Annotated in this window: 23 protein-coding genes; 15 read left to right on the top strand and 8 right to left on the bottom strand. The window is 67.4% G+C overall.

Annotation, left to right across the window (positions count from 1 at the left end; translation table 11 throughout):
• Positions 1-3: 3 nt before the first annotated feature.
• Positions 4-507, bottom strand: coding sequence for a hypothetical protein (locus QNI11_RS18060; protein WP_283981206.1), 504 nt, complete (start codon positions 505-507; stop codon positions 4-6).
• Between the two features lie 213 nt (positions 508-720).
• Here QNI11_RS18060 and tolQ point away from each other — a divergent pair, with 213 nt between their 5' ends.
• The 13 genes from tolQ (at position 721) to folD (ending at position 14,391) form a co-directional block, all read left to right on the top strand.
• Entirely contained in the window at positions 721-1,416 is a 696-nt protein-coding gene (gene tolQ / locus QNI11_RS18055; protein ID WP_100929234.1) for a protein TolQ, read from the top strand.
• Positions 1,417-1,419: 3 nt separating this feature from the next.
• Entirely contained in the window at positions 1,420-1,893 is a 474-nt protein-coding gene (tolR, locus tag QNI11_RS18050) for a protein TolR (protein WP_005855218.1), read from the top strand.
• A gap of 12 nt (positions 1,894-1,905) precedes the next feature.
• A complete protein-coding gene (locus tag QNI11_RS18045) occupies positions 1,906-3,129 on the top strand; it encodes a cell envelope biogenesis protein TolA (protein ID WP_283981205.1) in 1,224 nt (407 codons plus the stop codon).
• Between the two features lie 233 nt (positions 3,130-3,362).
• Complete coding sequence (tolB, locus tag QNI11_RS18040; protein ID WP_283983530.1) at positions 3,363-4,661, top strand: Tol-Pal system beta propeller repeat protein TolB; 1,299 nt, start codon at positions 3,363-3,365, stop codon at positions 4,659-4,661.
• Between the two features lie 93 nt (positions 4,662-4,754).
• A complete protein-coding gene (gene pal, locus QNI11_RS18035) occupies positions 4,755-5,288 on the top strand; it encodes a peptidoglycan-associated lipoprotein Pal (RefSeq protein ID WP_100929237.1) in 534 nt (177 codons plus the stop codon).
• Between the two features lie 4 nt (positions 5,289-5,292).
• Entirely contained in the window at positions 5,293-6,111 is an 819-nt protein-coding gene (locus tag QNI11_RS18030; protein WP_283981204.1) for a tetratricopeptide repeat protein, read from the top strand.
• Between the two features lie 76 nt (positions 6,112-6,187).
• Positions 6,188-7,606, top strand: a complete 1,419-nt coding sequence (gene tilS / locus QNI11_RS18025; protein ID WP_283981203.1) for a tRNA lysidine(34) synthetase TilS — start codon at positions 6,188-6,190, stop codon at positions 7,604-7,606.
• Positions 7,607-7,688: 82 nt separating this feature from the next.
• On the top strand, positions 7,689-9,611 hold the full coding sequence (gene ftsH / locus QNI11_RS18020; RefSeq protein WP_100929239.1) for an ATP-dependent zinc metalloprotease FtsH: 1,923 nt from the start codon (positions 7,689-7,691) through the stop codon (positions 9,609-9,611).
• Positions 9,608-10,381 (top strand): methyltransferase domain-containing protein, encoded by a 774-nt coding sequence (locus tag QNI11_RS18015; protein ID WP_283981202.1) that lies wholly within the window; start codon positions 9,608-9,610, stop codon positions 10,379-10,381. The genes ftsH and QNI11_RS18015 overlap by 4 nt, the downstream gene beginning before the upstream one ends.
• 101 nt (positions 10,382-10,482) lie before the next feature.
• A complete protein-coding gene (locus QNI11_RS18010) occupies positions 10,483-11,070 on the top strand; it encodes an MOSC domain-containing protein (protein ID WP_100929241.1) in 588 nt (195 codons plus the stop codon).
• A gap of 280 nt (positions 11,071-11,350) precedes the next feature.
• Positions 11,351-13,027, top strand: a complete 1,677-nt coding sequence (locus QNI11_RS18005) for a formate--tetrahydrofolate ligase (protein WP_283981201.1) — start codon at positions 11,351-11,353, stop codon at positions 13,025-13,027.
• 153 nt (positions 13,028-13,180) lie between these two features.
• On the top strand, positions 13,181-13,492 hold the full coding sequence (locus QNI11_RS18000; protein WP_283981200.1) for a chorismate mutase: 312 nt from the start codon (positions 13,181-13,183) through the stop codon (positions 13,490-13,492).
• Positions 13,489-14,391 (top strand): bifunctional methylenetetrahydrofolate dehydrogenase/methenyltetrahydrofolate cyclohydrolase FolD, encoded by a 903-nt coding sequence (folD, locus tag QNI11_RS17995; RefSeq protein ID WP_283981199.1) that lies wholly within the window; start codon positions 13,489-13,491, stop codon positions 14,389-14,391. The genes QNI11_RS18000 and folD overlap by 4 nt, the downstream gene beginning before the upstream one ends.
• A gap of 86 nt (positions 14,392-14,477) precedes the next feature.
• Here folD and QNI11_RS17990 read toward each other — a convergent pair whose 3' ends face one another.
• The 3 genes from QNI11_RS17990 to pdeM form a co-directional block, all read right to left on the bottom strand.
• Positions 14,478-15,095, bottom strand: a complete 618-nt coding sequence (locus tag QNI11_RS17990; protein ID WP_283981198.1) for an exopolysaccharide biosynthesis protein — start codon at positions 15,093-15,095, stop codon at positions 14,478-14,480.
• Positions 15,096-15,173: 78 nt separating this feature from the next.
• Positions 15,174-15,593, bottom strand: a complete 420-nt coding sequence (locus QNI11_RS17985) for a PaaI family thioesterase (RefSeq protein WP_100929245.1) — start codon at positions 15,591-15,593, stop codon at positions 15,174-15,176.
• Positions 15,594-15,613: 20 nt separating this feature from the next.
• On the bottom strand, positions 15,614-16,288 hold the full coding sequence (gene pdeM, locus QNI11_RS17980) for a ligase-associated DNA damage response endonuclease PdeM (protein ID WP_283981197.1): 675 nt from the start codon (positions 16,286-16,288) through the stop codon (positions 15,614-15,616).
• A 125-nt stretch (positions 16,289-16,413) separates the two neighbouring features.
• On the opposite strand from pdeM, the gene QNI11_RS17975 reads away from it, so the two are divergent.
• Positions 16,414-17,880 (top strand): PAS domain S-box protein, encoded by a 1,467-nt coding sequence (locus QNI11_RS17975; RefSeq protein WP_283981196.1) that lies wholly within the window; start codon positions 16,414-16,416, stop codon positions 17,878-17,880.
• Positions 17,877-18,299 (top strand): response regulator, encoded by a 423-nt coding sequence (locus QNI11_RS17970; RefSeq protein ID WP_100929248.1) that lies wholly within the window; start codon positions 17,877-17,879, stop codon positions 18,297-18,299. The genes QNI11_RS17975 and QNI11_RS17970 overlap by 4 nt, the downstream gene beginning before the upstream one ends.
• Here QNI11_RS17970 and QNI11_RS17965 read toward each other — a convergent pair.
• Genes QNI11_RS17965 through QNI11_RS17950 form a run of 4 tightly spaced genes read right to left on the bottom strand, consistent with a single transcriptional unit; the run spans position 18,296 to position 24,575 of the window.
• On the bottom strand, positions 18,296-20,734 hold the full coding sequence (locus QNI11_RS17965; protein ID WP_283981195.1) for a ligase-associated DNA damage response DEXH box helicase: 2,439 nt from the start codon (positions 20,732-20,734) through the stop codon (positions 18,296-18,298). The two genes, QNI11_RS17970 and QNI11_RS17965, sit on opposite strands and share 4 nt — an antisense overlap.
• Positions 20,735-20,791: 57 nt before the next feature.
• Positions 20,792-21,751 (bottom strand): ABC transporter ATP-binding protein, encoded by a 960-nt coding sequence (locus QNI11_RS17960; protein WP_283981194.1) that lies wholly within the window; start codon positions 21,749-21,751, stop codon positions 20,792-20,794.
• Positions 21,748-23,631, bottom strand: coding sequence for a dipeptide/oligopeptide/nickel ABC transporter permease/ATP-binding protein (locus QNI11_RS17955; RefSeq protein WP_283981193.1), 1,884 nt, complete (start codon positions 23,629-23,631; stop codon positions 21,748-21,750). The genes QNI11_RS17960 and QNI11_RS17955 overlap by 4 nt, the downstream gene beginning before the upstream one ends.
• Entirely contained in the window at positions 23,628-24,575 is a 948-nt protein-coding gene (locus QNI11_RS17950) for an ABC transporter permease (RefSeq protein ID WP_100929252.1), read from the bottom strand. The genes QNI11_RS17955 and QNI11_RS17950 overlap by 4 nt, the downstream gene beginning before the upstream one ends.
• Between the last annotated feature and the right edge of the window lie 78 nt (positions 24,576-24,653).

Below are 24,653 nucleotides of genomic sequence, written 5' to 3'. Positions count from 1 at the left end.
AGGCTAGTCCGGCAGCCGGTAACGGGAGCGGAACTCGGCCCCGCCGCCGGTGCGGCTGGTGTGGATGACGATCTTCCACGGCTCGTTGCTGCCGGGGGCGCTTTCGTGCAGCACGACGCGCACGTATCCCAGCGCATCGGCGGCGATGTGTCCGAAGAGGTAGAGGTTCATCATGAAGCGCGACCGCGCCCCCGAAGGTCCGGGCGACAGCAGCGTCATCTGCTGGTCCGACGCCTCGGCGATCGTGACGTCCTCGTCGAGCCAGGCGATGGCGGTGTCCACCTCGCGCGCCACATGCGCCATCGTCGGGCGGCCGGGCCGGGCGTTCCGGATGGCATTGGCCCCAAGCTCTGCCGCGAGGGTATAGGCGGACTCGGCCATGAAAAGTTCCGCGTCATGCCGCCCGAGGTGGGTCTCGTAGACTTCGGCGACATTGCCCAGAACGGCGCGCAAATAGCGCGTGTCGTGACCTTGCCCCTGTATTGCGGCCTGGCTCGTTTCCCTCATCGCTTCCTCCCGTGGCAAAATATGCCTCGTTACGCCAGTAATCCGAACAGGCAGACCGCGTAAACGCGATTTTCCGTGAGCGGTGGCAGGGATTCGCGCATGCGCGCCGTGCCGCGGCGCAGAATTGCCAAACCCGTGGTCAATGGCCTGTATTTCCGTTACATGTGTGGCAAATCAGAGCCCCAACAGGGCCGACAACGAAAGAGCAGGTTCATGGAAGCAGACACTCTTGCCCTCGCGCAGGGCATAGACTTCTCGTTCTGGGCATTGTTCGCACGCGCGACGCTGACCGTGAAGCTCGTGATGATCATGCTGATCGCCGCGTCGATCTGGTCGTGGGCAATCATCATCGAGAAGTTCGTCAGCTATCGGTCCGCCCGCCGCGAGGCCTCCCGTTTCGACCGCATGTTCTGGTCCGGAGAGCCGCTGGACGAGCTGTTCGACCAGTTGGGGCCGGAGCCCAAGGGCCGGTCCGAACGCGTGTTTGCCGCCGGCATGATCGAATGGCGCCGCTCGCACCGCGAGGACGGCGCACTCATCGCCAACGCGCAAAGCCGGATCGACCGCTCCATGGACGTGGCCATCCAGAAGGAGGCGGACGAGCTGCAGCGCGGGCTGCCTGTGCTGGCAACGGTCGGCTCCACCTCGCCGTTCATCGGCCTGTTCGGTACGGTCTTCGGGATCATGCACGCCTTCGTCCAGATCGCCGAGACGCAGAACACCTCGCTCGTCGTGGTCGCGCCGGGTATCGCCGAGGCGCTGCTGGCCACCGGCCTCGGCCTTCTGGCGGCCATCCCGGCGGTCATCTTCTACAACAAGTTCTCGGCGGACGCGGACCGCATCGTCGGCAACTACGAAGCCTTCGCGGACGAATTCTCCACCATCCTCTCGCGCCAGCTGGATTCCTGATCCATGGGTGCAGGTGTCATGAAATCCGGGGGCGGTGGCGGCAAGCGGCGGAGACGCGGGCGCCGCAAGTCCGCGCCCATGGCAGAGATCAACGTCACGCCCTTTGTCGACGTCATGCTCGTGCTGCTCATCATCTTCATGGTCGCGGCGCCGCTCCTGACGGTCGGCGTGCCTGTGGAGCTGCCCAAGACCGCCGCCCAGGCGCTGCCGCAGGACACCGAGGAGCCGCTGACAGTCACGCTCGCCTCTGACGGCACGGTGCTGATCCAGGCGACCGAAGTGCCGCGGGACGATCTCGTGAACCGCCTGCGCGCCATTGCGGCGGAACGGTCTGATGACCGCGTCTACCTGCGCGCCGACGGAACAGTCCCCTATGAAAGCGTGGCCCAGATCATGGGTGCGCTCAACGCCGGTGGCTTCTCGTCCATCGGGCTGGTCACGGACGTGGGTGGTCCGGGGCTCGACGGACAGGACTGAGGTCAGGCGCCGGTGTCGCGGTCTCTTTACATATCTGCCGGAGGGCACGCCTTCCTCTTCGCGTGGCTGTTGCTGGGCGACCTCTTCGACGCGCCGCCGCCGGAGATGCAGATCGCCGACGTGACCGTTATCTCCGAAGAGGAGTTCGCCGCGCTGTCCACGCCGACTTCGTCGGAGAGCGAGGCGTTGGAGCCCGCACCCGCGCCGGAGCCTGCCCCCGAGCCGGAACCGGAGCCCCAGCCTGCGCCGGAACCGGAACCCGCCCCAGAGCCGGAACCGGAACCCGCACCTGAACCGGAGCCGGAACCCCAGCCCGCACCGGAGCCTGAGCCTGCCCCGGAACCGGAGCCGGAACCCGCGCCCGTCCCGGAACCCGAACCCGCGCCGCAGCCCGAGCCCGAGCCGGAACCGCTGCCTGCGCCCACGCCGGAACCCGATCCGCTGCCCCTGCCGCCGTCGCCGGCGCCCGTGCCGCAAGTGCTGGCCCCTGACAGTTCGCGCCGCCCGCAGCCGCGCCCCGCACCGCGCGTGGCCGATGAACCCATCGCGCCGCCCGATCCGGAGGCCGTGACCGCCGAGGACACGCAGACCGCCGCTGACCCCGACGCCGAAAGCCCGGACATTGCCGAGGAGACGCAGGAGTCGACCGCCCCGCCGGAAACCACGACCGAGATCGTGACCGAGGCCGAAGAACCCTCCGGCCAGCCGCTGGCGCCGTCGTCGTCGATGCGGCCGCGCGGACGTCCCGAACAGGTGGCCTCGAACCCCGAACCGGCGCCCGAGACGCCGGCACAGCAACCGCCCGCCTCGGAACCCGAGACGGAAAGCGCCCCCGCAAGCGATCCGGTCGCCGACGCACTGGCGGAGGCCATTGCCGAGGAACTGAGCGGCGGCGGGGCTCCCGACGCCCCGAGCGGCCCGCCCCTGACCGGGGCGGAGCGGGAAGGTCTGCGCATCGCGGTGCAGGCGTGCTGGATCGTCGACGTGGGCAGCCAGGCGGCGGACGTGAAGGTCACCGTCGGCTTCGACCTTGACCGGGAGGGCCGGGTCGCGGGCAACGTGACGATGATCGGCGCCGAGGGCGGATCGGGCGCGGCGGTGGACACCGCCTTCGGCGCCGCCCGCCGTGCCATCCTCCGCTGCCAGGGCGACGGTTACGAGCTGCCGCCGGAGAAGTACGACCAGTGGAAGCGGGTCGAGATCACCTTCAACCCCGAGGACATGCGCCTGCGCTGATCCCGTGGTGGGCGCACCTGTCCGCGGGGCGCCCGTCGCAAGCGTCTTCGGGGCCGTCACGTGCCCCACACGCGGTTGTGTCGGCGATTACCCGCTGAAACCGCCGTCAAGGGGTGTTTTGCGTGCATGAATTGCGCTGTATGTTATGTGCACGCGGGCGTCAGACCCGTGCGGCAGATTGTGGGCAGATCCCGAGGAGGGTTTCCATGAAACGAGTGGCATTGGCGTGCCTCATGATGACGTTTGCGGTTTTCCACGGGGTTCTCCCGGCCGCGGCGCAGGACCCTCTCCGGCTGGAGATCGACCGCGGCATCGTCGAACCGATGCCCATCGCGGTCCCGTCCTTCGTGGCCGAGACTCCCGCCGCCCAGGAATACGCCGACCAGCTGAGCCGCGTCATCGCGGAGGATCTCGTGGGCACCGGCCTCTTCCGTGAGATCCCGCGCGACGCGCATATCTCGCGCGTGTCGACTTTCGCGGCGCCGGTGCAGTTCGCCGACTGGAAGGCGATCAATGCGCAGGCGCTGGTGACCGGCGCGGTCAGCACCGACGGTTCCGGCCGCGTGGTCGTCAAGTTCCGCGCATGGGACGTCTTCGCCGAGCGCGAGCTGGGCGAGGGGATGCAGTTCGCCTCTTCCGCCGATGGCTGGCGCCGGCTGGCCCACAAAGTCGCCGACCAGGTCTACTCGCGCCTGACCGGCGAAAGCCCCTATTTCGACAGCCGCGTCGTCTTCGTGTCCGAGACCGGGCCGAAGGACCAGCGTCAGAAGCGGCTCGCGATCATGGATTACGACGGTGCGAACGTGCAGTACCTGACGGACAGCAGCTCCATCGTGCTGGCGCCGCGCTTCTCGCCGACCGGCAACCAGGTGCTGTATACCTCCTACGTCACCGGCTTCCCGCGCATCCACATCCTCGATGTGGGCGCGGTCCAGAGCCGTATCCTGCAGACCAACGAAGGCGTCATGAGCTTTGCGCCGCGTTTCTCGCCGGACGGGCGGATGGTGGTCTACTCGATGACCCAGGGGTCGAACACCGACATCTGGGCGATGGACGTGGCCTCGGGCGCGACGCGGCGCCTCACCTCGACCCCCGCGATCGAAACGGCGCCCTCGTTCTCTCCTGATGGCTCGCGGATCGTGTTCGAATCGGACCGTTCCGGCACCCAGCAGCTTTACGTGATGCCCGCGGGTGGCGGCGAAGGGACGCGGATCTCCTTCGGCGAGGGCCGTTACGGCACGCCGGTCTGGTCACCCCGCGGCGACCGCATCGCCTTTACCAAGCAGAACAAGGGCCGGTTCCACATCGGCGTGATGAACACCGACGGCTCCGAGGAGCGTCTGCTGACCGCCTCCTTCCTCGACGAGGGCCCGACATGGGCGCCGAACGGCCGCGTGATCATGTTCACGCGTGAGACGCAGGGCGCAGAGGGTGCGTCGGCGCTTTATTCCGTGGACATCTCCGGGCGGAACCTGCGGCGCGTCCGTACCCCGGCGGGCGCCTCGGATCCGAGCTGGGGCCCGCTCCAGTGACCAAGTTAACGTGATTCCCAAGACCCGTTGTGTGTGGTAGCTTGCCACAAACAACATATGCGCACAGGCGCAAGACAGAGCAGGATGACAGTGATGAGCAAACTTCCCATGGCGATTATGCTGGTGGCGGCCCTCGGCCTCGCTGCATGTGCCAATCCCAACCGCTTCGGCGCCAACGGCGCGGGTGCAAACGACGCCTCGCGCAACGGTGGCGGCGTATCGAGCGGGGTCATTCCGGGCAGCGTCGATGACCCGACCTCCATGGCGTATTTCAACCAGCGCGTCGGTGACCGCGTGCTGTTCGCCGTCGACCAGTCGAGCCTCTCGCCGGAGGCGCGCACGGTGCTGGACGGCCAGGCGCAGTGGCTGATGACCAACGCCGACTACATGGCGGTGATCGAAGGTCACGCCGACGAACAGGGCACCCGCGAATACAACCTCGCGCTCGGTGCACGCCGCGCCAACGCGGTGATGGAATACCTCGTGTCGAGGGGCGTGTCGCAGAACCGCCTGAAGTTCGTCAGCTACGGCAAGGAGCGTCCCATCGAGATCTGCTCCGAAGAGGCGTGCTATGCCAAGAACCGCCGCGCGGTGACTGTCATCGCCGCCGGATCGCTGATGGGCTGAGCCGATGCGCTGGGGGTGGATCATGGTTGCGGCGGTCTTCGCCGCCGCGCCGGTGCAGGCGGAAACGCTTGCCGATGTGAAGCAGGACCTCGCTGTCCTGTCGGTCGAGGTGCAGAAGCTGAAGCGTGAGTTGTCCACAACGGGCAGCTCCACGGTGCAGGTGTCGGGCGACGTGTTGCAACGGCTGAACACCATCGAGTCCGAATTGCAGCGCGTGACGGCCAAGGCCGAGGAGCTAGAGTTCCGCATCGGCCAGGTCGCCGAGGACGGCGGCAACCGGATCAGCGACCTGCAGTTCCGGGTGTGTGAGCTGGAACCCGGCTGTGACCTGTCCTCGGTCGGGCAGGGCACTTCGTTTGGCGGCGAGACGGCCCCGGTGGCCGACGCTCCGGTTGCGGCGGGTACCGACGATCTGCCGTTCGACGGCGAACTGGCCGTCAGCGAGGAAGCCGATTTCCGCGCCGCGCAGGAAGCGCTCGATGGGGGTGACAATGCCCGCGCCTCCGACCTGTTTGCCAACTTCCGCCAGACCTACCCGGGCAGCCCGCTGGAATCCGCGGCGCTGGTAGCTGAGGGGCAGGCGCTGGAAGCGCAGGGCGACACGCGCGAGGCCGCCCGGCGTTACCTCGACGCCTATTCCCGTTTCCCCGACGATCAGATCGCACCCCAGGCCCTGTGGCGGCTGGGAGAGACGCTGGGCAAGCTGGGCTCCGTCTCCGAGGCCTGCGTGACGCTCGCCGAAGTGGGCAACCGCTATCCCGGCTCGGAGGTCATCAACGCGGCGGCGGATAGCCGCATCGCGCTCGGCTGCCCGGTGGAATGAGACACGTCCGGGCCTTTTGTGCCCGGCCTGACTGATCCGGGTTTAGGTGGCCTGAAGAGCAGGTATTTTTGCCAAGATGAAGGGGCTGCCGGTGAGCCTTGACCAGCGTTTCGCGGAAGAGATGGGGGCCCTGCTGGGGCCCTCTTTTCCATCCGAGATTGGTCTGGCGGTGTCGGGAGGCGGGGACTCCATGGCCATGCTGGCTCTGGCGCATGGCTGGGCGCGCGTGTTCGGCGTGCGCCTGTGGGTGGTCACGATCAACCACGGTTTCCGCACGGAGGCGGCGGCAGAGGCAGAGATGGTCGCAGCCGAATGTGCCCTGCTGGGCTGGCCGCATGCGACGCTGCAATGGTCCTGGGACGGAAGGGGCAACGCCATGGAGGCGGCTCGCGAGGCGCGCCTTCGGCTGATCGCCGGGTGGCGCGGCCATCTGCGGCATGTGCTGGTGGCGCATACGCAGGACGACGTGGCCGAGACCTTCTTGATGCGGCTGGCGCGCGGGTCCGGGGTCGACGGGCTGTCTGCGATACAGGCCCGCCGGGTGGTCGATCAGCCGCCTCTGGCGGCGAATGCATTCGCGCCGATGATCGGGGAGGCGCCCTCGCAGGAGAGCTGTGTTCATCCTGACGGAGCGGTATCGAGCACAGGGGACAGGCGTGCCGATGGGCCGGGCGAGGACGGGACCTTCGAGATCGTCCGGCCCTGCCTGTCGATGCGGCGGGCAGAACTGCGGCATCACGTGCGCGTCCTGAAGGTGCCCTTCGTGGATGATCCGACGAACGAAGATCCGGCATATGCCCGTGCGCGCATCCGGGCGGCGCTGCCCGGTCTGGCGGACCTTGGGCTGGACGTCCCGATGCTGGCCGCGACGGCAGAGCGTATGGCCCGCGCGCGGGACTCGCTGCGTGTTCAGACAGCGGCGGCGTGGGATCGGATCGGTCAGGAGGGGCACCATCGCGGTGTGCCGACCGGCGACCTGCTGCTGGAACGGGACGGTTTTGCAGGGCTGCCGCGCGAAGTGCAGCTGCGGCTGCTAGCCGGCGGGATCGGCTTCGTCTCGGGCACGGTCCGGCGCCCACGTGCCGCGCGGCTGGAAGAGGTCCTGGACCGGGTGCTCTCCGGTGGCGGAGGCACGCTGGGCGGGTGCGAGATAGTGGCCGAACGCACGCACATCCGGGTCTTCCGGGAATACGCGGCGCTCGAGGGGCTGGCAGACGACGACGCGGGGTTGTGGGACGGGCGCTGGATGTTGTCGCCGGAGGCGCGGCGGGAGACGGGGGCAGCGGGTCTGGTGCCCCTCGGGGACGCGGGATGGCAATCGTTGAGCGCGGAGGAGCGTGACGGATTGACCTACCGCGCAGCGCGGTCCCTGCCGATGGTGGCGAATGACGCGGGCGGGGCCCGCATCAGCGTGGCGCAGGGCACGCGCGACATCCTCTACCGGCCGTTCGGAAAGCAGGGGCTGACCTTCGCCGCGTTCCTCATGACGCATTGAACCCGGGCCACATATCTCTATGTTAAGCTGAAACGGCGCCTGCCGCTCGGGCGCCCGGTTCCGTCTGCAAAGGAGTCCCCTCTTGGGCAACGCTCGCAACATCGCCTTCTGGGTCGTCTTGTTCCTGCTGATCCTCGCGCTTTTCAATCTTTTCTCGGGCAACAATCCGACCCTGCAAAGCCGTGAGACCGGGTATTCGGACTTCGTCAAGGCGGTCGAAAGCCAGAACGTGTCCTCCGCCACAATCGATGGCGAGCAGGTGCGTTACAGCACGAACGACGGGCAGGATTACGTCACGATCAAGCCCGAGGACGCGGAGGTGACAAACCTCCTTCTGGACAACAACATCCCGATTTCCGCGAAGAGCCAGGAGTCGTCCGGCTTTCAGGTCTTCCTGTTGAACCTGCTACCGTTCCTTCTGCTGATCGGCGTGTGGATCTATTTCATGAACCGCATGCAGGGCGGCGGCAAAGGTGGCGCCATGGGCTTTGGCAAGTCCAAGGCCAAGCTGCTGACCGAAAAGCATGGCCGCGTGACCTTCGACGACGTGGCGGGCATCGACGAGGCCAAGGAAGAACTCGAGGAGATCGTCGAGTTCCTGCGCAACCCGCAGAAGTTCTCCCGCCTCGGCGGCAAGATCCCCAAAGGGGCGCTGCTTGTGGGCCCTCCGGGTACCGGTAAGACGCTGCTGGCCCGCGCCATTGCGGGCGAGGCGGGTGTCCCGTTCTTCACCATCTCGGGCTCCGACTTCGTCGAGATGTTCGTGGGTGTGGGCGCAAGCCGTGTTCGCGACATGTTCGAGCAGGCCAAGAAGAACGCGCCCTGCATCGTCTTCATCGACGAGATCGACGCCGTGGGCCGCGCCCGTGGCCAGGGCTATGGCGGTGGCAACGACGAACGCGAACAGACGCTGAACCAGCTTCTGGTCGAGATGGACGGTTTCGAGGCGAACGAGGGTGTCATCATCATCGCCGCCACCAACCGCCGCGACGTTCTCGACCCGGCGCTGCTGCGTCCCGGCCGTTTCGACCGTCAGGTCACCGTGCCGAACCCGGACATCAAGGGCCGCGAGAAGATCCTCGGCGTGCATGCGAAGAAGACCCCGCTGGGGCCGGACGTCGACCTGCGCATCATCGCGCGCGGCACGCCGGGCTTCTCTGGTGCCGATCTGGCAAACCTCGTGAACGAGGCGGCGCTGATGGCCGCGCGTGTGGGCAGGCGTTTCGTCACCATGATCGATTTCGAGAACGCCAAGGACAAGGTCATGATGGGGGCGGAGCGCCGCTCCATGGTGCTGACCGACGACCAGAAGGAAAAGACCGCCTACCACGAGGCCGGTCACGCCATCGTCGGCCTGTCGTTGCCGCAGTGCGATCCGGTCTACAAGGCCACGATCATCCCGCGCGGCGGCGCACTTGGCATGGTCGTGTCGCTGCCGGAAATCGACCGTCTGAACTGGCACAAGTCAGAGTGCGAGGAAAAGATGGCGATGACCATGGCGGGCAAGGCCGCCGAGATCATCAAGTACGGCGAACCAAATGTGTCGAACGGACCGGCTGGCGACATCCAGCAGGCCTCTGCGCTGGCCCGGGCGATGGTCCTGCAGTGGGGCATGTCCGACAAGGTCGGCAACATCGACTACCGCGAGGCCGCCGAGGGTTACTCCGGCAACACCGCGGGCCTGTCGGTGTCGGCAGAGACCAAGCGCATGATCGAGGAAGAAGTGCGCCGCTTCATCTCCGAGGCCTATGACCGCGCCTATCAGATCCTGACGGACCGCCGCGACGACTGGGAGCGGCTGGCCAAGGGTCTTCTGGAATACGAGACCCTGACCGGCGAGGAGATCGAGCGCGTCATCCGGGGCGAACCGCCGCAGTCCGAGGATGGCGAAGGTGGGTCCGGCGCCGCGGTCGAGGAGAAGAAGCCGAGCCTCACCGCCATTCCGAAGACCCGGCCGAAGAAGAACGGCGAAGAGGGCGGACTGGAACCAGAGCCCTCTGCATGAACGGTGCCGATGGCATGATTTGGGACCCCGGGATCTATGGCAGATTCCGGGGTCTTCGTTTGCGGCCCGCGCTCGATCTGCTGCGCTCCTTGCCGTCGCTGCCCGAGGGGCCCGTCGTGGACCTCGGATGCGGTGCGGGGGCCGTATCGGAGGCGTTGAGGGCGACGCTTGGCAAGGACCGGCAACTGGTCGGCGTGGATGCCTCGGCCGAGATGCTGGCCGATGCGCGCGGACGCAACGACGACCTCGTGCAGGCGGACATCGCGACGTGGCAGCCCGAGACGCCGCCGGCGCTGATCTTTTCCAACGCCGCCCTGCAATGGCTGGGCGATCACGAAGTTCTGTTGCCCCGGCTCGCGGCGACGCTCACGCCGGGCGGGGTGCTGGCGGTGCAGATGCCCCACCAGAACGATGCGCCGTCGCACCGGACGTGGCTCCACCTCGCCCACCAACTGTTCGGCGTCGAACCGGACGACGTGCCCGGCATCCTCGAACCCGCTGCCTATCATCACATTCTGGCGCCGTTGGGGGAGGTCCAGTTGTGGGAAACGACCTATTTCCAGGTGCTGGCGCCCTCGGATGACGGCCACCCGGTGCGCCGCTTCACGGAGGCGACCTTTGCCCGGCCGCTGCTTCGGTCGCTCGATCCCGAAAGGCGGGCCGCCCTGATCGCCGCCTGCGATGCCGCCATGGCGGGCGCCTATCCCGCGTCTGAGGACGGCAGCGTCCTCTTCCCTTTCCAAAGGCTGTTCTTCACCGTCCGCGTATGAACGGCCAGCAATCCGCGCTCCGGCCTGCCTCCGGTTTGTGCCCTTGCGCATCCCGCCGCACGCGCTTTACCTGCACGCGCAACGAACAGGCGGAGGGCACGATGCCGGCTTTGAAACCGACGAAATGGACAGCCGAGGTCATCTGGCTGGGTATCGTCACGAGCATGGACCGCAAGGCGCTGATGGCGGAGCCCGTCGAGGCGGTGGACCTGACCTTTGCCGGCATGGCCGGATCGGTGCACGGCGGACAGACGCGGGAATCCTGTTCACGGGTCACCTCGCAATACCCGCGCGGCACGCAGATCCTGAACGAGCGACAGCTGAGCATCGTCAGCGCCGAGGAGCTTGACCAGATCGCGGCGGCGATGGGCGTCGAGACCGTGAACCCGGCACGGCTCGGCGCCAGCATGGTGATCCGCGGCATTCCCGACTTCACCTTCGTGCCGCCATCCTCCCGGTTGCAGGCGACCTCTGGCGCGACCATGGTTGTGGACATGGAGAACCGTCCCTGCCAGCAACCGGCCCGCAGCCTCATGCAGGAGATCGGAGACGCGGCGAAGGGGTTCCGGAAGGCGTCCGACGGGCGCCGCGGGGTCACGGCCTTTGTCGCCCGCGAGGGGCGCGTGGCAGTCGGGGACAAGCTGGTGCTGCACGTCCCGGATCAGCGCGCATGGCGGGGGGAGGCCTGACGTGGCGATGCTGCCGGCTCGTGGCGCCACGCCGTTGATCTCCTCAGGCGCAAGGATGCGCCGAAGGTATGCCTTTCCCCGGATCGGGTGAACGGCAACACTCCGCACGGCATCCGGTGCCTGTCGGGCGGGCGTGCGTTCCCGGTTTCGTCCCGGGCGCGGCACAGTGTCCGGTGCGCCGCATCATCGCGCCGAAATGTCGGATTCACCGGGACGGACGGTCTGCGGACCGCTAACAATCCGGGCAATTCAGGAACTGCCAGCAGGGATAACAAGCAACATGGCCCATAAGTCGGACATCGAAATCGCCCGTGAAGCCCGGAAGAAACCGATACAGGAGATCGGCGACGTCCTTGGTATTCCGAACGAACACCTGCTGCCCTACGGCCACGACAAGGCGAAGATCGGTCAGGCTTTCATCGATTCCGTCCAGTCGCGGCCCGATGGCAAGCTGATCCTTGTGACGGCGATCAATCCGACCCCTGCGGGCGAAGGCAAGACCACCACCACCGTGGGTCTGGGCGACGGCCTGAACCGCATCGGCAAGAAGGCGATGATCTGCATCCGCGAAGCCTCGCTCGGGCCGAACTTCGGGATGAAGGGCGGCGCGGCCGGGGGCGGATACGCGCAGGTCGTGCCGATGGAGGAGATGAACCTCCACTTCACCGGCGACTTCCATGCGATCACCTCGGCGCATTCGCTGCTGTCGGCGATGATCGACAACCACATCTACTGGGGCAACGAGGCCGAGATCGACCAGCGCCGGGTGACATGGCGCCGTGTGGTGGACATGAACGACCGCTCGCTGCGCCAGATCACCTCTTCCCTCGGCGGGGTGGCCAACGGGTTCCCGCGCGAGGACGGTTTCGACATCACCGTTGCGTCCGAGGTCATGGCGATCCTCTGCCTCGCCAAGAACCTGAAGGACCTCGAAAAGCGGCTGGGTGACATGATCGTGGCGTATCGGCGTGACAGGTCGCCGGTCTTCTGCCGCGACATCAAGGCCGAAGGTGCGATGACTGTCCTGCTGAAGGACGCGATGCAGCCGAACCTCGTCCAGACGCTGGAGAACAACCCGGCCTTCGTGCATGGCGGCCCGTTCGCCAACATCGCGCATGGCTGCAACTCCGTCATCGCCACGACGACGGCGCTGAAGCTGGCGGATTACGTGGTGACGGAAGCCGGCTTCGGTGCGGACTTGGGCGCCGAGAAGTTCATGGACATCAAGTGCCGCAAGGCCGGGCTGCGCCCCGACGCGGTTGTGATCGTCGCCACGGTGCGTGCGATGAAGATGAACGGTGGCGTCGCCAAGGCGGACCTTGGCACCGAGAACGTGCAGGCGGTGAAGGACGGCTGCCCGAACCTCGGCCGTCATATCGAGAACATGAAGAAGTTCGGCGTGCCGGCGGTGGTGGGGATCAACCACTTCGTCACCGACACCGATGCCGAGGTGCAGGCGGTCGTCGACTACTGCGCGTCGCTGGGCGTGGACGCGATCCTCAACAAGCACTGGGCCGAAGGCGGCGCCGGCATCGAGGAGACCGCGAGGAAGGTGGTCGAGCTCTGCGAGGGCGGGTCGGCCAACTACGCGCCGCTTTATGGCGACGCCCTGCCGCTGGCCGAGAAGATCGAGACGGTCTGCAAGGAGATCTACCGCGCGGATGGCGTGGTGATGGACGCGAAGATCCGCGGCCAACTGAAGGAGTGGGAAGACCAGGGCTACGGTCACCTGCCGGTCTGCATGGCGAAGACGCAATACTCGTTCTCGACCGATCCGGGCCAGCGCGGCGCGCCCACCGGCTTCGACATCCCGGTGCGGGAAGTGCGGCTGTCGGCGGGGGCGGGCTTTGTCGTGGTGGTCTGCGGCGAGATCATGACCATGCCCGGCCTGCCGCGCGTACCTGCCGCGGAATCGATCCGGCTGAACGCGGACGGGCTGATTGAGGGTCTTTTCTGAGCCGGATCTGATCCGATCGGAAACGGCGGGACGGCGCTCTTCTTCGAATTCGCCCCGCCCGCCGTCCCGCCGCCCGCACCCGGCATGGAAAAGACCGGGCCGGGCGTGTAGGGCTGTGGCACCGGAACGGGCGGACAGGATGTGGAGGCAGGAATGCGGAAGACAGCGGCAGAGATAGAGACCGTGGCTGAGATGCGCGCCTGTATCGATGCGGTCGATGCGAAATTGATGGCGCTCCTGGCGGAGCGGTGGTCCTACACGGAACGGGCCGCAGAACTGAAGCACCGCGAGGGGCTTGCAGCGGCCGCACCCTCCCGCGTGGCGGCGGTGCTGGAGAATGTCTCGGGCCGGGCCGAGGCGGCGGGGCTGCCCGGCGCGATGGTCGCGGGGATGTGGAAGATCATGATCGACGAGATCATCGCGCGCGAAGAGCGTGTTCTGGGCAAGGAAGGGACGGACGGATGACGGCAACTCTGATTGACGGCAAGGCCTTCGCGGCGACGGTGCGGGGCAAGGTGGCGGAGCACGTAACCCGCCTGAAGGACGATCACGGCATCACGCCCGGTCTGGCCGTGGTCCTTGTGGGCGAGGACCCGGCGAGCCAGGTCTACGTGCGCTCGAAGGGCAAGCAGACCGTCGAGGTCGGCATGAACTCCTACGAGTACAAGCTCGATGCCGCGACCGAGGAGGCGGACCTGCTGGCGCTGATCGACAAGCTGAACAACGATCCTGAGGTGCATGGCATCCTCGTGCAGCTTCCCCTGCCGAAGCACCTCGACGAGGATCTGGTGATCAACGCGATTTCCCCGGCCAAGGACGTGGACGGGTTCCACATCTCCAACGTCGGCCTGCTGGGCACCGGGCAGAAGTCGATGGTGCCGTGCACGCCGCTGGGGTGCCTGATGATGCTGCGGGATCACCACGGCTCGCTCTCCGGGATGGACGCGGTGGTGATCGGCCGGTCGAACATCGTCGGCAAGCCCATGGCACAACTGCTGTTGGGCGACAGCTGCACGGTGACCATTGCGCATTCGCGGACGAAGAACCTGGCCGAGGTGGTGAGACGGGCGGATATCGTTGTCGCGGCGGTTGGACGGCCCGAGATGGTGCCCGGCGACTGGATCAAGCCCGGCGCAACGGTGATCGACGTGGGCATCAACCGCATCGACGCGCCGGAAAAAGGCGAGGGCAAGACGCGTCTGGTGGGGGACTGCCAGTTCGACAGCTGTGCCGAGGTCGCGGGCGCCATCACCCCGGTTCCGGGCGGCGTTGGACCGATGACGATTGCCTGCCTTCTGGCCAACACCGTCACGGCGTGCTGCCGTGCCAACGACCTTGCGGAGCCGGAAGGCCTGACCGCCTGAAGCCGCCATGGCTGCGGTTTGATCACATGCCGGGCCGGAGCCTTGCTCTGGCCCGTTTCATGTCATGCCCGGCCGCCCGGCCCGTGTCACATCAGCCAGACGATCACCCCGGCCACCAGCGCCGTCAAAACGTAACCCGCGGCCACGACCGCGCCGTCACGGGCAAGGATGCCGATGCCGAACAGGGCCACCGGCAAGCCGACAAGCGGGGTCGCCACGGGAATCGCGCCGATCACGAACAGCGACGCGCCGCAGGCGATCAGCAGCAGGGCGATGATCGAGAGGGACAGGGCCCCGTTCGACAGCGGTTCCATACGTCGGTGCAGATGCCGGCGGAGCCACATGGAGGCGGGGTGGATGCGGTCGGCGAGGTTGCGGACCCGCTCGGCCGACATGCCGCGGCGGCTGAGGAAACCGGGCAGCCAGAAACTGCCGTGCCCCAGCAGCATCTGCAGTCCGATGGCCGCGACGACCGCGCCAAGTGCACCGCCGACCCCGGGGATAAGCCCGGTGGGCAGGACCATCAGCAGGGACACGATCATCAGGAGCGGCGCGTGCCCCTGCGTCCCGATCTGGCGCATCAGCATGTCGATGGTGACCTCGTCGCATTCGTCCGCGAGGTCATGAAGGCGATCCACGAGCAATGGCACGGCCCGCGGCCCGGACCATTGCTTGCCGCTCGTGTTGGTGTTGTAGCTCGTCATCGTTGCCTCGTTTGCCGTCCGCACACTCAAAACGGGCGGGTGGCGGGTGAGGTTCCCGGCGCAGGGCTGTGTGATCGGTCAGGCGCTCGGCGTCACCCGGACCATGGTGCCGGTCATGCGCGCGATGTGCGTCTCTTTGTCCTCGGCCACCGTGTAGATGTCGGCCTGCGTGACCAGCATCCGCCGCCCGGGACGGATGACCGTGCCGCGCGCCTCCAGCGTGTCGCCCAGGCCCGGCGCGAGGTAGTGGATCGTCATGTCGGACGTCACCACATCGAACTCCGGCTCGAGCAGGGACACGGCGGCATAGCCCGCGGCGCTGTCGCCAAGCGAGAAGGCCACGCCGCCATGGGCATAGCCCTGCTGCTGGGTCAGCGCCTCCGTCAGCGGCAGGGCAAGCGTGACGGCGCCGGGCTCGACCGACACCACCCTTGCCCCCAGCGTGCGGAGAAGTCCCTGTCGGGCAAAGCTGTCCTTGATGCGGTCGGTCAGTGTCATGGCGGGATCGGGCCTTCGGTTCATGTGCCGGTCAGGCGGCGCGGCATGGGGATGGCCACCGGCCGCGTCCCGGTGAGGATCGCGCAGGCGTCGCGGCCCATCAGCGCCGAGAGCACCGGGCTGTCGGTATAAAGCCCGCCGGTATAGGTGCCGAACGCAGGCAGGATCAGCCGGTCCGCATCGCAGAGGAAACAGGGCATGGAAAAGCCGCGCCCCCGCGCATTGATCCGCGCCTTGGGATGGTAGTGGCCGGACACCTCGCCGGGGCCGGAGGTAGCGATGTGGCGGAACGTCAACGGTCCGAGTTGGAGGTCGGCATGATGCTCGCCTCCCAGGGTCAGCGGGCCGGGATCGTGGTTGCCCTCGATCCAGATCCAGCGCCGCCCCGCCTTCATCCGCGTCAGTGTATCGAGGTCCTCGTCGGGCAGGCAGGTGTCCAGCCCCGGCGCATCGAAACTGTCGCCGAGGCAGATCACGGTGCGCGCCCGCGTTACGGTCAGCACGTCGTCCAGCCGCGCCAGCGTATCGCGCGTCTCGTAGGGGGGAAGGGCGGCACCGCCCGTGGCTGCCAGCCGCGCGGCCTTGCCAAGATGCAGGTCAGAGACGACCAGCAAAGCTTCGTCCGGCCAGTATAGGGCGCCGGAGGGGAGGGCGTGCAGATCTGCGCCATGGAAGGTGAACGCGTGTGTGTTCATGCTTTGTTTTTGGCGGTTTGGCGGCGGCGTGGCAAGGGGCTGCGGGGCGCTCTCAATGGAATCTTCACCCGGGATGGATAGCGTTCGGTGCATATGTCCGGCCCTTGGGCGGGACGTTGGCGGAGATGGACGTGCAGATGAACCTCGACGTGATCGGGATGGCCTTTGGCGTCTCGCCCATCGCGATGATGCTGGTGGCGCCGGATGGCCGCATCCGGACCTGCAATGCCGAATTCGATGCGCTCTTCGGCTACGGACCCGGCGCGCTGACCGGCGCGCCGGTCGAAACGCTGCTGCCGGAACATCTGCGGTCGGGGCACGTGGCGTTGCGCCAGGCGTTCAACGTGATCCCCGCCAAGCGCCGCATGGGGGCGGAGAGGGAGGTGAAGGGCGTTGCCAGGGACGGCACCGTGCTCCCACTGGAACTGGCGCTGGAGCCGGTGGTCGTCGATGGCGGTCCGCATGTGATCGTCGTGGCGCTTGACCTGCGGCACCGCCATGCGCAGCGGGAACGGATCAGCTCTGTCATGGATGCGGCGTCCTGCACGATGGTCGTCGTGGATGCGGGCGGCCGGATCGACTTCGTCAATCGCGCGGTCACCCCGCTGCTCGGCTACACGCCGGAGGAACTGCTGGGCCGTCCGGTCGAGGATCTCGTGCCCGAGGATCTGCGCGTCGCCCACCAGGTCTACCGCCGCAGTTTTGCACTGCTGCCGGATGTGCGGGCAAAGGGGCGGTCGCGCACCGTGACCGCGCGCCACCGCGACGGCCATGGCGTGACGGTGGAGGCGACGCTGGACCGCATCGACCTTGACGGGCAGACGGGTGTGGTCGCCACGCTGGTCGACCTGACCGAACGGATCGAGACGGAGCGCGCGCTGGCCGCCCGCGCGCATGAACTGGAACGGCTGAACGCGGATCTCGAACAGTTCAGCCGCGGGGTCAGCCACGACCTCAAAGCGCCGCTCGCCTCCATCGCCGGGTTGCTGAGCCTCTGCCGGGAGGATTTCGCGGCCGGGGAAACTGCCGACCTGGGCGACAACCTTGCCCGCGCCGCCGAGATCGCGGAACACAGCGTGTCGGAGATCGAGAGCGTCCTCTTGGCCACCATGACGACGGAACGCGGGATCGCGCGGGTCCCCGTCGATCTCGGCGGCCTCATTCGCCAGCTCTGGCGGGACCTGAGCGGCGGCGCCGTCTCTGCGCGGCTGGAGCTGGAACTCGCGCTGCCGGAAACGGTCGCGACGGAGGGGGCCACGCTCAGGACCGTGCTGCGGAATCTGCTGTCCAACGCGCTGCGCTACCGGGACGACATGAAGGCCGAGCTGGTGGTGCAGGTCACCGCCCGCCAGACAGGCGAGCACCTCAGGATCATCGTCAGCGACAACGGCATCGGCATCCCCGAAGCGGTCCTGCCGGAGATCTTCGGTCTGTTCCGCAAGCATGGCGACCGGGGCGGCTCCGGCATTGGCCTGAACCTCGTGCAGCGCAGCGTGGAACGGCTGGGCGGGAGGATCGCCGCGAGCAGCATAGAGGGGGAGGGCACGACCTTCACGCTCGACCTGCCGATCCGCATGGAGGGCGAGGCATGATAGACGCCTACATTGTCGACGACCGGGAGGTCGACCGCTACACAGCGCGGCGGCGGCTGGCGAAGTCGGGACGCTTCGCCGCGGTGCACGAGGCGGAGGATGGCCGCATCTTTCTGGACAAGTTGTTCGACCAGCCGCGTGTCGCCGCCTCCGAAGGGCCGCTGGTGCTGATGGATATCTCGATGCCGGTCATGGACGGCTTCCAGACGGTCGACGCCCTGCGCGCCCGGATGATCGAGCAGGGCTGGCCCAAGGATGTGATCGTGGTCATGGTCTCCTCCTCCAGCGCCGAACGGGACCGGGCTCGTGCAGCGGAGCGTCCCCTCGTGCGCGGATATTTCGAGAAACCGATCCGCGTGCAGGACGTGGAGGAGATGCTGAGGCTGTTCGAAGGGCGTGACCAGCCGTCCACGCGCTAGAACGGGACGCGCCATGCCTTCTTCGGCACTTCGACCTGGGCGAGGCCGCTCTCGGACATCAGGCGGGTGACCTCTTCCTCCAGCAGCCGCTGATCGGCGGACCCGTTCACCGGCACGCGTCCGGGTTCGAGGAAGAGCGGCGCGGCCAGCGGTGTCACGCGGTCGAGTTGCACGTGGTCGATGCGGTCTCCCACGCGGGCGCACATCTCGCGGATGCGCGAGAAGTCGACGAGACCCCGCATGGCCTCTTCCCGCGTGATCTGCATCAGCAGGTGGTCGGGGTCGTACCTCAGCAGCGTATCGTAGAGGATGTCCGACGACATGGTGGCCTGCCGGCCCGTCTTGCGCTGGCCGCCCAGTTGCCGCTCGATCAGCCCGGCGATGGTGGCGGAGGCGCGGAAGGTCCGCTTCATCACCGCGTTGCCCGCCAGCCAGCCCTCGAGACCCGCCTCCAGCGCTGTCACGTCGAAAAGCGGGGCGGGATCGGTCACGCAGTCCAGTCCCCAGATCAGGGTTGCGTAATCCGTCGCGACGAAGCCCATGGGGGCGAGGCCCATCTCCTCCATCCGCTTGGTCAGCAGCAGGCCCAGCGTCTGCATCGCGTTCCGTCCGGCAAAGCCGTAGGCCACGAACTGCTCGCGCCCGTCGTGGGGGAAGCTCTCGACCAGAAGGCGCCCGGGTTCGGGCACGCGCGAGCGTTCGCGCTGAAGCGCCAGCCATTGCGCGGTATGGTCCGGCAGCTCGGGCCAGGTGTCCTGCTGGAAGAGCCGCAGGATACGTTCCGAAAGCTGCGTGGAGGTGGCGAACTTCGTGCCCATGAAGGTGGCGATCTTGGGCTTCTTTTGGGCGTCGCGCGTCACCTCGACGGTCAGTTCGCGCAGCCCCTCGTAGCGCACGATCTGTCCGCCGATCAGGAATGTGTCGCCCTTCGTCAGCGAGGCGGCAAAGCCTTCCTCGATCTCGCCCAGAGGCGCGCCGCCGCGTCCCTTCCAGCGCACCTTCAGCGTGTCGGTGTCCTGGATCGTGCCGACGTTCTGCCGGATGCGCACCGCGGAGCGCGGGTCGCGCAGCTGCCACAGCCCGTCCGGCCTCAGTTGCAGACGCTTCCACTGGTCGTAGGCGCGCAGGGCGTAGCCGCCCGTGGCGCAGAAATCGAGGCAGGCGTCGAACTGCGCGCGGCTCAGCCCGCGATAGGGACCGGCGGCCGACATTTCGGCATAGAGGGTGTCGGCGTCGAACGGGCCGGAGGCGGCGGCGATCAGGATGTGCTGGCAGAGCACGTCGCGCGGCCCGGGACCGCGCGGCTCGCCGTCGAGGTCATGCGCCTTCACCGCCTCCAGCGCCGCCACGCATTCGACGATCTCGAAACGGTTGGCGGGCACCAGCAACGCCTTCGACGGGGCGTTGTAGCGGTGGTTCGCGCGCCCGATCCGCTGCACCAGCCGCTTGACGTTCTTCGGTGCGCCGACCTGGATCACGAGGTCCACGTCCCCCCAGTCGATCCCGAGGTCGAGCGAGCCGGTGCAGACGATGGCCCGCAACTGCCCGGCGACCATCGCGGCCTCGACCTTCTCGCGCTGCCCCCGGTCGAGCGAGCCGTGGTGGATGCCGATCGGCAGCGCGTCCTCGTTCGCGAGCCACAGGTTGTGAAAGAAGATCTCGGCCTGTGCGCGGGTGTTGTGGAAGATGAGCGTGGTCTTGTGCTGCTTCACCTGCTCGAGCACGGCGGGAATGGCATAGGCCGCGCCGCCGCCGGCCCAGGGCGGGGCCTCTTCTGTGCGCAGCATCCGGATGTCCGGATCGGGTCCGGGATCGGCGTGCAGGATCTCGGTCGTGGTATCGCCGAAGGACATCAGCCGTGCGATGGCGCCGGGGTCCTCCACCGTGGCCGACAGACCGACGCGGCGCAGGTTCGGCGCCAGCGTCTGCAAGCGCGCCAGCGCCAGCATCAACTGGTCGCCGCGTTTCGATTCCGCCAGTGCGTGGATCTCGTCGATGACGACCCGTTCGATGCCGGCGAAGGTGCGGGCGGCGTCCTCGTAGGACGTCAGGAGTGCCAGGGATTCCGGGGTGGTCAGCAGGATGTGCGGCGGGTCGGCGCGTTGCCGGCGCTTGCGGGCATAGGAGGTGTCGCCGGTGCGATCCTCCACCCGGATTGGCAGGCCCGCCTCCTCGATGGGGATCAGCAGGTTGCGCCGGATGTCGGCGGCCAGCGCCTTCAGCGGCGAGATGTAGAGCGTGTGCAGGCCGTCGCGCGGCCGGTCCGTCAGTTCCGACAGGGTCGGCAGGAAACCCGCCAGCGTCTTGCCGCCGCCGGTCGGGGCGATCAGCAGCAGCGAGGGCGAGGCGGCGCGCTCCAGCATGGCCTGCTGGTGCGGGTGGACTTGCCAGCCGCGGGCGTGGAACCAGTCCCGGAGGGGAGGAGGAAGCGTCATCCTCCCCAGATAGGTGCGCGCGGGCGGTTTGGCACGTCTTTCCTGTGCCGCGCCGGGTCAGTCGCCGAGCGGGTGGAAACAGGCGGCTTCCGTCTGCCCCCCGACCGGCGTCAGCTTGGGCACCTCCGCCCGGCACTTGTCGCTGGCGCGGGGACAGCGCGCCGCAAAGGCGCAGCCCCGCGGCGGGTTCAGCGGGTCGGGAAGTTCGGTTGCCTTGCCTTCTGGCGCGGTCAGCGGGCGGCCAACGACCGGCGCGCTGTTGGCCAGAAGCTGGGTGTAGGGATGGCGGGGCTGGGCAAAGACCTCTTCCGCCGGGCCGACCTCCACTACCGATCCGAAGTACAGCACCGCGATCCGGTCGCTGACCGCCTCCACCACCGCAAGGTCATGGCTGATGAAGAGGTAGGTCAGGTCGTATTCGCGGCGCAGGTCGGCCAGCAGGTTCAGCACCTGCGCCTGCACCGACACGTCGAGGGCAGACACCGGTTCGTCGAGGATCAGGATGGACGCATTGGCCGCCAGTGCCCGCGCGATGCCGATCCGCTGCGCCTGCCCGCCCGAGAATTCATGCGGGTAGCGGTCGAGGAACTCCTCGCGCAGGTTCACGCTGTCGAAGATCTCGCGGATGCGCTCCCGGCGCTTCGCGGCGGGCATGCCGTGAAGGTGTTTGAGCGGCGCTTCCATCACCTGCCGGATCGTCTTGCGCGGGTTCAGCGACGAGATCGGGTCCTGGAAGACGTACTGGATGCGCTTGCCGAAGGCCGCCGGGTCCGCATTGTCGAGCGCCTTGCCCTCGATCTGGATCGTCCCGGTGGAGGGCGGCAGCAGCCCCACGAGCATCCGCGCCAGCGTCGACTTCCCGCAGCCGGATTCGCCCACGATGCCAAGGGTCTCGCCCTTGCGCACCGACAGCGTGATCGGATGGACGGCCTTGACCGATCCGGTGGACTTGCCCAGCAGGGAACGCCCCACTGGAAAGGTCTTCGACAGGTTGGAGAGGGTCAGGGCATCGGTCATTCGGCGGCCTCCGACAGCGGGGTTTCGGGATAGAGGCACCGCACGGCGTGCGAGCCGACGCGCTCCAAGGGAATGTCGCCCTGCCGGCAATCGTCCTGCGCCTTCATGCAGCGGTCGGCAAAGGCGCATCCGGCGGGCAGCCTATCGACCACCGGCGGCAGGCCGGCGATGGCCTCCAGCCGCCGCTTGCCCCCGCCCAGTTCCGGCACGCAGGCCATGAGCCGTGCGGTGTAGGGATGGCGGGGCGCCTTCAGGATCTCGTCGGTGGTGCCTTCTTCCACGATCCGCCCGGCGTACATCACCGCCACACGGTCGCACAATTGCGCCACCACACCGAAGTCATGGGTGATGAACACGATGGCCAGCCCGCGAGAGCGACGGAGGTCGTCGAGGATGGTCAGCACCTGCGCCTGCACCGTCACGTCGAGCGCGGTCGTCGGTTCGTCGGCGATGATGATGTCCGGCTCGTTGGCCAGCGCCATGGCGATACCGACGCGCTGCCGCATCCCGCCCGACATCTCGTGCGGGTAATCGGTGATCCGCTTGGCGGGGTTCGGGATACGTACCGCTTCGAGCAGTTCGATGGCCTTGCGCTTGCCTTCCGCCTTGCCGATGGGACGGTGCGACCGGATCGCCTCGATCAGCTGATCGCCGACGCGGTAGAGCGGATGCAGCGTGGCCAGCGGGTCCTGGAAGATATAGGCGACGTTCCTGCCGCGCATCGACCGCAGCTTGCGATAGGGCGCGCCGACGAGGTCGTCGCCGTCGTAGCGGACGGCGCCCCCGGTGATCACCCCGGGGGGCGAGGCGACAAGCCCCATGACCGACAACGCCGTGACCGATTTGCCGGACCCGGATTCGCCGATGATGCCAAGGCATTCGCCCTTCTCGACGTGCAGGTCCACGCCGCCCACCGCGCGGTAGATGCGGTCCTTGACGTGGAACTGGGTCTGCAGGTCCTGCACTTCCAGCAGGCCCTTGCCCTCCGCCTGCGGCACGGGTCCGTCCCGCTCCACCCGCGTCGCCGCCATGGGCCGCGACAGGGCGCCGGACTTCAACCGCGGGTCCAGCGCGTCGCGCACCCCGTCGCCCAGCAGGTTGATCGACATGACGATGATCAGGATCATCACGCCCGGCACGACGGAGGTGTGCGGGTTGGTGATCAGCGCCGACCGCGCCTCGCCCAGCATGGATCCAAGATCGGCCTGCGGCGGCTGCGATCCGAGCCCGAGGAACGACAGGCCGGCGGTCTCGAGGATCATCCAGCCGATGGTGGTGGACATGGCGATGACGATGACCGGGATCACGTTCGGCAGGATCTCCGACAGGATGATCCGGGTGTTCGACAGCCCCGCAAGGCGCGCGGCATCCACGAACTCCTTGTGCGCGATGCCCACTGTGATGCCCCGGATGTTGCGCGCGAAGAACGGCACGTTCACCACGGCCACGGCGATCAGCGCGTTCAGCAGCCCGGGACCAAGCGCCGCCACGATGGCCAGCGCCAGCAGGATGTAGGGAAAGGCCATCAGCATGTCGACGCCGCGCATGATGACATTGTCGGTCCGCCCGCCGTAGAAGCCGGCGATGATCCCGATGGCGGCGCCCAGGGTGGCGGCGGCCACCGCCGCGGCAAAGCCCACCGCCAGCGACAGGCGCGTGCCGTAAAGCAGGCGCGCCAGCAGGTCCCGGCCAAGGTGATCGGTGCCCAGCAGCGCCCCTTCAGAGAACGGCGGCTGGAACCGGAACGCGGTATTGGTGACGTCCGGATCTTTCAGCGGCAGCAGCGGCGTGACCAGCGCCAGCAGCACGACCAGCGACAGCACGATCCCTCCGGCCAGGGCCAGGCGGTTGCGGGCGAGGAGTTTGAAGAAGGCGCTCATGTCTTGATCCTCGGGTCCAGAAGGCTTTGCGCCACGTCCACGAGGATGTTGAACAGGACGTAGCAGGCGGCGACAAAGACCACGCCGCCCTGTACCAGCAGGATGTCACGCTTCAGGATGGCATCGACCAGCATCCGCCCCACGCCGGGCCACTGGAAGACGATCTCGATATAGACGGCGCCCGACAGGACAAAGCCCGCCTGGATGCCCAGCACCGGGATGATCGACACCATCGCGGCCTTCAGCGCATGGCGCCAGATCACGCCACGCTCGTGCACACCCTTGGCGCGGGCGGTGCGGATGAAATCCTGCCGCAGCACCTCGAGCATGGCCGACCGCGACAGCCGCGCGACAACACCTGTAGCGACGACCGCAAGGGCAAAGGCCGGCATCGCAAGATGATTGAGCAGCACCCAGAGCGTCCGGTCGCCGTAGATCGGCCACATGCCGGAGACCGGGAACCACCTGAGGTTCACCCCGAACAGAAGGATCATCATCATGCCGAGGAAGAAGGACGGGATGGAGATCCCCAGCAGGACCGCGAAGGTGATCCCCTTGTCCGCCCAGCCGTACTGGTTCGCGGCCGAGATCACGCCAGCCACGATGCCGAACACGGCGCAAAGGACAAACGATGTCCCCGCCAGCACCAGCGTCCCGTTGAACCGTTCCAGCACCTCGTCGAGCACGGGCCGGTTCAGCGCGAAGGATTGCCCGAAATCGCCCGTCAGCATGTTGCCGAGCCAGATGAAGTACTGCGACACCAGCGGCTTGTCCAATCCGAGGTCGCGGTTCAGCTTCTCCACGTTCTCCGGCGTCGCATAGGATCCGAGGATCGCCGTCGCCGGGTCGCCCGGGATCATTGCCATGATCAGGAACACGATCACCGTGATGCCCAGCAGCACCGGGATCGCCGACACCAGTCTCTTGAGGATGTAGCCGGTCATCGCCGCGGCCTCCTTCGCTGAAACACATGAACCCCGCGGAACGGACGGCAACGGCCTGTCCCTTCATCTTGGGCCAAA

Source organism: Sagittula sp. MA-2 (assembly GCF_030126985.1).
GTDB lineage: Bacteria > Pseudomonadota > Alphaproteobacteria > Rhodobacterales > Rhodobacteraceae > Sagittula.
This window is presented reverse-complemented; position numbering and strand designations above follow the sequence as displayed.